Origin of the sequence: Marinilabilia sp. (assembly GCF_016278715.1) — a bacterium.
Classification (GTDB): Bacteria; Bacteroidota; Bacteroidia; order Bacteroidales; family Marinilabiliaceae; genus Marinilabilia.
In genome coordinates, this window is record NZ_JADQBH010000315.1 from 22115 (window position 1) to 28612 (window position 6498).

At 42.8% G+C, this 6498-nt stretch carries 4 protein-coding genes; 1 reads left to right on the plus strand and 3 read right to left on the minus strand.

Translation table 11 applies throughout. The annotated features are described in order from the left end of the window. Positions 1-11 precede the first annotated feature (11 nt). The 3 genes from QZZ43_RS19105 to QZZ43_RS19115 form a co-directional block, all read right to left on the minus strand. The gene (locus tag QZZ43_RS19105; protein ID WP_291862660.1) at positions 12-860 is read right to left on the minus strand and encodes an ROK family protein; all 849 of its coding nucleotides are present in this window, start codon (positions 858-860) and stop codon (positions 12-14) included. Positions 861-931: 71 nt separating this feature from the next. Beyond that, positions 932-3577 (minus strand): sugar-binding domain-containing protein, encoded by a 2646-nt coding sequence (locus QZZ43_RS19110; protein ID WP_291862662.1) that lies wholly within the window; start codon positions 3575-3577, stop codon positions 932-934. A 365-nt stretch (positions 3578-3942) separates the two neighbouring features. After that, positions 3943-4962, minus strand: a complete 1020-nt coding sequence (locus QZZ43_RS19115) for a LacI family DNA-binding transcriptional regulator (RefSeq protein ID WP_291862664.1) — start codon at positions 4960-4962, stop codon at positions 3943-3945. A gap of 407 nt (positions 4963-5369) precedes the next feature. On the opposite strand from QZZ43_RS19115, the gene panB reads away from it, so the two are divergent. After that, complete coding sequence (gene panB, locus QZZ43_RS19120) at positions 5370-6188, plus strand: 3-methyl-2-oxobutanoate hydroxymethyltransferase (RefSeq protein WP_291862666.1); 819 nt, start codon at positions 5370-5372, stop codon at positions 6186-6188. Positions 6189-6498 lie beyond the last annotated feature (310 nt).

Here is a 6498-nt window from a genome sequence, read left to right on the forward strand (position 1 = left end):
ATTATGGTGTTTTACTTCTGCTTTTCGTAATAGAGTGCCGCGGCTCCCAATATGGCGATATTGGTAGTTTGGGAGTGGATTATGCTCAGGTTTTTTATGCTCCTGGCATAAGGAAATGTGGCCAGTTCCTCTTTTAGCGCCGGTTCAAAAAAACGATAAGAATCGGAAACTGATCCTCCCAAAATGATGGCTGCCGGATCCACTGCAAAGATAATGGTTTTGATGGCATTACCCAGGTGTTGTCCAAATTTGCTGAAGAGCTCCAGCGCCTGAGTGTTCTTTTGCAGGGCAAGATCCGCGGCTTCTTCTCCGCTTAAGCCAGCCTGTTGCCTGAAAAAGCGTCCACTGCAATAATGTTCATAATTGTGTTCGAGATAGGGAATCATTCCAAATTCACCGGCGCCACAGTTTTGGTCTGGAATTAGGTGTCCGTTTTTAATTATACCGGCTCCCAGTCCGGTTCCGATTATGAGTCCCGTGAAATCATCGAATTCTCTGCCTGAGCCGAAGTATCGTTCCCCAACGGCAAAACAATTTGCATCATTGTTGACGTAAACAGGAACCTTAAACTCGTCGAACAACTTTTGGGCCAACGGAACTTCTTTCCATGATGGTATGTTCTGAATGTCAAAAACCATCCCTGTTTTATAATCTACAATTCCCGGGACCCCTATCCCGATGCCTGATACTTCGTTGTTCCAGACTTCTTTGATGGTTTTTCGGAGTTCATGGTAAACAATGTTTGGATCTTCAGTAACGGGAACAGTATTTTTTGCTATCTGCTCAATAGTGATATGTTTTACCCGGCCTGTCCTCATATTTGTGCCTCCCAGGTCAACTCCTATAATTGTCTTATGCATTGTTTTGAGATTACAAAAAATTAGTTCTGGAAGCCGGGAAATCTCACGAATAAGATTTCCCGGTTTTCCATCTAATCCCGGATGTTTATTGTGTTCAGATTTTTTATTTCTATGGTAATTTCCCGCGTCAATCTGCTATTCTTGTTAACGCTGCCCGTGATGGTTCTTTCTTCGCCAGGAAGCAGGGTAACATAGTTGTCTTCCCAGAATACCGGCAGGATGACGTCTCCTGAGTTGTCAATTGCCAATAACTCATTGAAGAAAGCCAGTTTTTTTCCTTCGTTTTTAAGGGTGCAATAAAAATATATCTTCCCCTCTTTTATCTCTTTGTCAACCGACAGGGTCAAATCCTGAGGCTCAAGCTGGTTGATTTCTGAGAAATCGGCAAATTCCACGGTTGGTGTAAAAATCCATGTGGTTGCCGGGAAATCCGGAACATCCTGTTTGGTTGATAGCCAGTAAAAGTTATTGGCAAGCTCTTTCCCTGCCTCATCCTTGATTCTTAGGTCAAGGAACCAGGTATTGGATAGGTTTTTTATTTCAGGTAAATCAAAAATCTTTTTCGCTTGATTGGCCGATATGGAAAAGGGGTGGTCTTCCGAAAATAGTATTTCTGAGTTGGATGAGAAGATCCTGATGCTAAGCGTTAATCCCCCGTATCCATGAAGATAATCGTTGTTCACATAAATGTTTTGGTCTTTGTAGTTGTAAATGGGCGTCAATGGTGCACAGGCTTTTTGGGTTCCATAAAATGCACCATTTGGGCGCAGGTAATAATCGTAGAGCTGCCAGTACATTTCGGGCCAAGCAGAGTTCAGCATCCATTGAATGACTCCGGTAGCCTTGTATTTATTTACTGCAAAGGCTTCAAACATTCCCCGAATGGCTTCATAGTTTGACATCTGGTTTTTAAAAGCAAACTCATCCAGAGAGGTGCTTTTCCCGTAGCGTGCATTGAAAGCCTTCAGATACCGGTCGATGGTTCCAAATTCATTTCTCCCAAAATGATAGTGCCAGAGGGAGTCTATCGGCCACCAGTTTTTTTCGGGAATCATTCTTTTGATGCTTTCAATCGGAGGTATCTGTGGGCCGGGCCCTGTTTCTGTGTTGAATCCGTAAGCACCGCCATACAAGGTATCGGTGTACCAGTAAACGGGAGGCACCCAGTCATACGGCCCCAGCATTTTTACTCCTGAAGGGCCGCTTATTTCACTGGTGTTTTGATGTCCGCCAACTTCTACACCACGACAGGTAGTCACGATAGGTGCTCCGGGTGCAACTTCCGCCATGTGCCGGTTGAGCATTTCTTCTAAATCGGGGTGAGGCAGTTTGTCACTGCCATAGGTCCACAGCAGCATGCTTGGGTGACTGCGGGCTCTTAAAACCTGCTGCCGGTAGGCCTCAGATTCTCTTTCGTACTCTTCCGGATAAATGGACATGTATGTTCCTTCCTGACGTCCGCAATAACCTTCCCATTCCCATTGGCAACTCCACCCTATCATGAGCATAATGCCCTGCTCGTCGCAATAATCATAAAGTGTGTTGTTGTTACCCCAGAAGCCTTCCAGGCGAATGGTGTTTAAATTCATATTCTTTACATAGTCAATCTGTGCCTTCACCTTTTTATCACTGTCGGCCAGAAGCAAATCATCGACCCAGCCGCCGCCTTTGACCAGAAATTTCTTTCCGTTTATTTTAAAACCTCTGTGTCCTTCGTCTGTGAAATAGTCTTCCACCTGTCGGATGCCGAACCGGGTTTGGGAAATATCAGAAATGTGGTTATTGGTGGTACTTGTAATTTTTACCTGATGTAAAGGTTGATCTCCCAGGTTGTTGGGCCACCAAAGTTGTGGTTTGGTAATTTGGAGCTCCGGAAATTCTTCGCTTTCGAAAAACACCTCTTTTTCTTCACCCGGATTGAGTTGGATGGATTTTGAAATTGAGTTATTCAAAAGTTCTGCTTTGAGAACAGCTTTTTGCGTGGTGTTTGTTAGGTTTTTTGTAAAAACAGAAACAGTGAGTGTTGCTTCTTCCAGAGTTTGGGTGTTCACTGATGAGCGAACATGGGGATGGCTCAATGCTATGCTTCCGGTGGTTTTTAGCCTTACCCCCCGCCAGAGACCCATGTTTCCATCAGGTGCATCCGGATTCCAATCAACAAATCCGAGGGTGAGATCGCCCTTCTGCGGTGGGAAAATTTTTATGGCAATGATATTTTTTCCTTCGGTGAGAAAGGGGGTGACATCGAATTGATACACACCAAAAGCCCCTTCCATCTGCCCGGGTTTGGTAATTTTACGGCCGTTTATCCAAAGGTCGGCTTTGTAATTGATGCCTTCAAAGATAAGATGGTAGTTGAGACCGGCATCAGGTTCTTCTATGGCGAGTTCTTTGCGGTACCACCATGGTTGTGTAAAGGGGGCTTTATCGATTTCTTTGAGGCCCATATTGAAATAAAGATCTTCAAAATGACCGTTTTGGCGAAGTCCGGAAAGAACTGTTGCCGGGAGTTTTATATTCTCAGCGTTGGAAGGAGTGAACATGGTGGTCGATATGGTGCTGTCTTTAACACCCACGGTGCTGTCTGCAAAAAGTTCCCATTCTTCGTTAATGTATGAGTCCTGAACCATTGATTCCGACTCGGTAGTTGTGCAGGACGTCAAATTCAGAATTGAAATTCCTGCCAGGGCAAAAAGCCTGAACGTAAATTTTCTCATAGAGGGTGTTATGTTAATTTGCCTCAATTTGCATTGCTTTATGTCTTGAACAATAATGATTAGTCTAATACAAACATCATTAAATTAAAAATAATATGCAAGCGATTGCATGAAATTAATGTTTAAATCGAAAAGAATTTCTAAAACGTATATGAAATCTTGATTATTAAACGTCGCAAACAATGCTTCGTTAAAGTTTGCAATTCCTTAAATGCACGTTTTAAAGGTAATTTATTCAATTTCTAAGTATGATACAATGCCGGATAGAAGGAGATTTTTTTTGATCTCCGGGGGCTTCCCCTGTCTTTATAAGTTAGGCTTTCAGCCTGTTTTTTTAGTTGGGGCAATGATGTCGCAGAGGTTTGTTAACTATTCCTGAAAGAGCTGTTTCTGATGATTAATTGAAAAGGTTTGATGGTGGTGTTGGCGTTTTGTGCTCCGTTTTGAATTTCATTCAATAGAAATTCCAAAGTAGTTTTTCCTATTTCGGTCCCGGGGAGTTCGATGGAGGTGATCTGAGGTTCTACATAACAAAGGGCTGGTTCGCTGGTCAACGATATTAATGCCAAATCATCGGGTATGGAAAGATTTTGCTCTCTGGCAAATTTAGAAACCAGAAGCGCTGCTGTGCTGCTGGCTGTGATGATGGCATCGGGTTTTGTTTTGAGTGAGAACCATATTTGCATGGCCTCCGAAATGTCTTCCTCGGTGAGATCGGACGAGAGATGAAACTGGGGAATCAGCGGAAGTTTTTCTTTCTTTAATGTTTCCCTGAAGGCTTTTGAATGCTCTGTGTATATGTTACAGGTTGTGGGACCTCCCAGGTGTGCAATGCTTTTGTAACCGGAACGGGCAAGGTGAGTCACGCTTTGCTGCATTGCATTGTAGTTGTCGATGGTGACTTTTTTGCAGGGAAAGTCGAAACTAACGCGGTCGAACAAAACTAAAGGGATATTATTTTTTATTAGTTTGAAAAGATGTTCTGTACTTTGAGTGTCGGCAGATAAACATGCAATTATTCCATCTACCCTGGTGGCACTCATTGTGCGCATGATTTCTGTTTCTCTTGCAAAAGAGTCTCTTGTTTGGGCGATTAGGATGCGATATCCTTTGTTGAAAGCAAGCTCTTCAATACCATTGACCACCTGGCTGTAAAAATAGTTGTTGAGATAAGGAATAACGACTCCAATGGTGTTGGTCTGACTGCGTGACAGACTTGCCGCAACCATATTCAGGTTATATCCAAGTTCCTCGGCCTTCTCGACAATTTTTCTCTTTGTGGCATTGCTGATTTTATTGCTGTTGTTTAACGCACGGGAAACGGTGGATGGTGCCACCTTTAATTCGCGGGCAATGTCGTTGATGGTAATGGAGGATTTGGCCATTGGGTTTGTTTTCTGATTAGCAGTTACAAAAATAACAAAACATCCGGGTTTTTGTGCGGGGCAAAGTTCCGGAAAAGGTTTCTTTTCCTTTTGGTTACCTTCCCCAAATCTGCAATTTCAAGTTTAAACCTGACCACTTAGCCTGCTTTATTCATGAATTATCGTTATGAGATGTTCAAATATCAAGAAATACAATCAACCGCAGAGAAAATGGATGTAGGAAATAATTAATTATTTTTAAATCCATTTTATTGAGGAGGTTGTATTTTGCAGATAGTTGGGCATCGGAATAGATTATTTGTGAATAATGCAGGTTAGTTGTTTTGAGAGGTGTTAATATTGTTGAAATTGGAAAATCTCCCAATTAAAGTGGTAACTTTGTAGATTGGATAAAAAAAATTTGCATTATGTCAGCTGCAATTGAACGTCCCAGGAAGGTGACAACACACGTTTTAAGTGAAATGAAAATGAAAGGTGAGAAAATATCTATGCTCACCTCTTATGATTATTCCATGGCCAGCATTGTTGATCAGGCCGGTATTGATGTGGTTCTGGTGGGAGACTCCGCTTCCAATGTTATGGCAGGTTGGGAAACCACTTTGCCCATCACCTTGGATCAGATGATTTACCACGGGGCCTCTGTTGTGCGGGCTGTCAAAACAGCTCTGGTGGTGGTGGACCTGCCTTTTGGCTCTTATCAGGGCAATAGTCGCGAGGCCCTTCATTCATCCATTCGCATTATGAAAGAAACCGCAGCTGATGCCATTAAGCTTGAAGGCGGCCTGGAAATTGCAGAGTCGGTAAAGCGGATCTTTTCCGCCGGAATTCCTGTGATGGGGCATTTGGGACTTACCCCTCAATCTATTCACAAATTTGGAACTTACACGGTTCGTGCCCGCCAGGAAGAAGAAGCAAAGAAGCTTATTGAAGACGCCCATTTTCTTGAAGAGGCCGGGTGCTTTGGTTTGGTATTGGAAAAGATTCCTGCAAAACTGGCTACTCAGGTGGCGTCAGAACTGAAAATACCAGTTATTGGTATTGGTGCCGGCAACGGAGTAGATGGGCAAGTGTTGGTAATTCATGATATGCTTGGAATTAATCAATCTTTTTCTCCACGGTTTTTGCGTCGCTACCATAACCTTTTTGCCGAGATATCGGGGGCCGTCGGAAATTATATTGAGGATGTTAAGTCAGGCGATTTCCCCAACGAACGGGAGCAATATTAAGTTTGGATCTAAGTTAAAGCCATTCGATCGAAACAATTCTGTTAATAACGCAGCATAGAGGTTTGATGATGATTTTCATCCCGAAACTTCTGGATTGATGTTTTAACATTTAATGCAAGCAGCTATCTCCCAATTATTATTGACTAAAAAAGAAAATTTGCACCATGGATTTAGAAGTACTTTACGAAGACAATCACCTGATTGCTATAAATAAAACCGGCTCTGACCTTGTTCAGGGAGATGAAACAGGAGATGAACCTCTTAGTGAGAAAGTGAAAGCCTATCTGAAAAAGAAGTACAATAAACCGGG